The organism is Amycolatopsis sp. NPDC045836 (assembly GCF_056431745.1).
Map to the genome: position 1 here is coordinate 1 of NZ_JBWKKF010000059.1, position 1,459 is coordinate 1,459.

Here is a 1,459-nt window from a genome sequence, read left to right on the forward strand (position 1 = left end):
CCCCGTTACCTTTTTCGTAGTTCCTGATCAAGGAGCTGTGGTCGCCAGGTTCGGCATGACTGATGCCCCCAGTCGAGCCCATGATCCGGGGGGTGGTGTCACCGGGCCTGGCGGCATCGAGGGACCGCTGAATAGGGACACGGCCGCCCGCAGGGCAGGTCTCGTCGTAACGTGGGTGCCGGCCATCGATGCCTGACCGGCGACCACCCGCGACGGACGAAAGAACTGTGCATGACCAGCAGTTTCGGCGTGTTCCTCGGCCTTGACGTCGGCAAGGGCAGCCACCACGCGGTGGGCCTGGATCCGGCCGGCAAGCGGCTGCATGACGGGCCCTTGCCCAACAGCGAGCCCAAACTTCGCGCGTTGTTCGACAAGCTCACCCAGCTCGGTCCGCTGCTGGTCGTGGTTGATCAGCCAGCCACGATCGGCGCGCTGCCGGTCGCCGTCGCCCGCGCAGCCGGTCACCAAGTCGCCTATCTGCCCGGGCTGGCGATGCGCCGCATCGCCGATCTCTACCCGGGCAAGGCCAAAACCGATGCTCGCGACGCGTTCATCATCGCCGACGCGGCCCGCTCGCTGCCCCACACGCTGCGCCCGGTCGACGTCGGTGATGACACCCTGGCCGAGCTGGAAGTGCTGGTCGGCTTCGACGACGACCTGGCCGGCGAAGCCACCCGGATCGCCAACCGCATCCGCGGCCTGCTCACCGGCATCCACCCCGCCCTCGAACGCGCGATCGGCCCGAAGATCAGTCATCCGGCGGTCCTGGAAATCTTGTCCCGTTGCGGCGGCCCCGCCGGAATCCGCAAGGCCGGGCGCCGCACACTCACCGCGATCGCGAAGGCTCACGCGCCCCGCATGGGCGACACACTCGTCACCGCGATCCTCGCGGCACTGGACGAGCAAACCGTCACCGTCCCCGGAACCACCGCCGCGGACACCGTGCTGCCCAGACTCGCCGACAGCCTCAAAACCGTGCTCTGGCAACGCACACAACTCGCCACCGAGGTCGAGGAGATACTCGATGCGCACCCTCTTGCCGGGGTCCTGACCTCGATGCCCGGCATCGGGATCAGGACCGCCGCCCGCATCCTGCTCGAAATCGGCGACGCCTCCCACTTCGCCAGCTCCGCCCACCTGGCCGCCTACGCCGGCATCGCCCCGGTCACCCGCACCTCGGGCACCAGCATCAAAGGCGAACACCCCGCCCGCACCGGCAACCGCAAACTCAAACGCGCGTTCTTCCTCGCCGCCTTCGCCGCCCTGCACGACCCGACCAGCCGCGCCTACTACGACCGCAAGAGAGCCGAGGGCAAGAAACACAACGCCGCCCTCATCTGCCTCGCCCGACGACGCTGCGACGTCCTCTACGCCATGCTCCGCAACCGAACCCACTACCGCCACCCCGAACCCACCTCAACCCCCGCTGCGGCTTGACAACCACATAGGGACACCCCCC

General features: G+C 68.5%; 1 protein-coding gene. It reads left to right on the forward strand.

The features are described from left to right. Window positions 1-231 precede the first annotated feature (231 nt). Complete coding sequence (locus AC07EG_RS40270; RefSeq protein WP_478258540.1) at window positions 232-1,437, forward strand: IS110 family RNA-guided transposase; 1,206 nt, start codon at window positions 232-234, stop codon at window positions 1,435-1,437. Window positions 1,438-1,459 lie beyond the last annotated feature (22 nt).

What these genes read in the sequence shown, in the direction of transcription:
- AC07EG_RS40270 (WP_478258540.1), top strand. Translation starts at nt 232, where the DNA reads ATGACCAGCAGTTTCGGCGTGTTCCTCGGCCTTGACGTCGGCAAGGGC.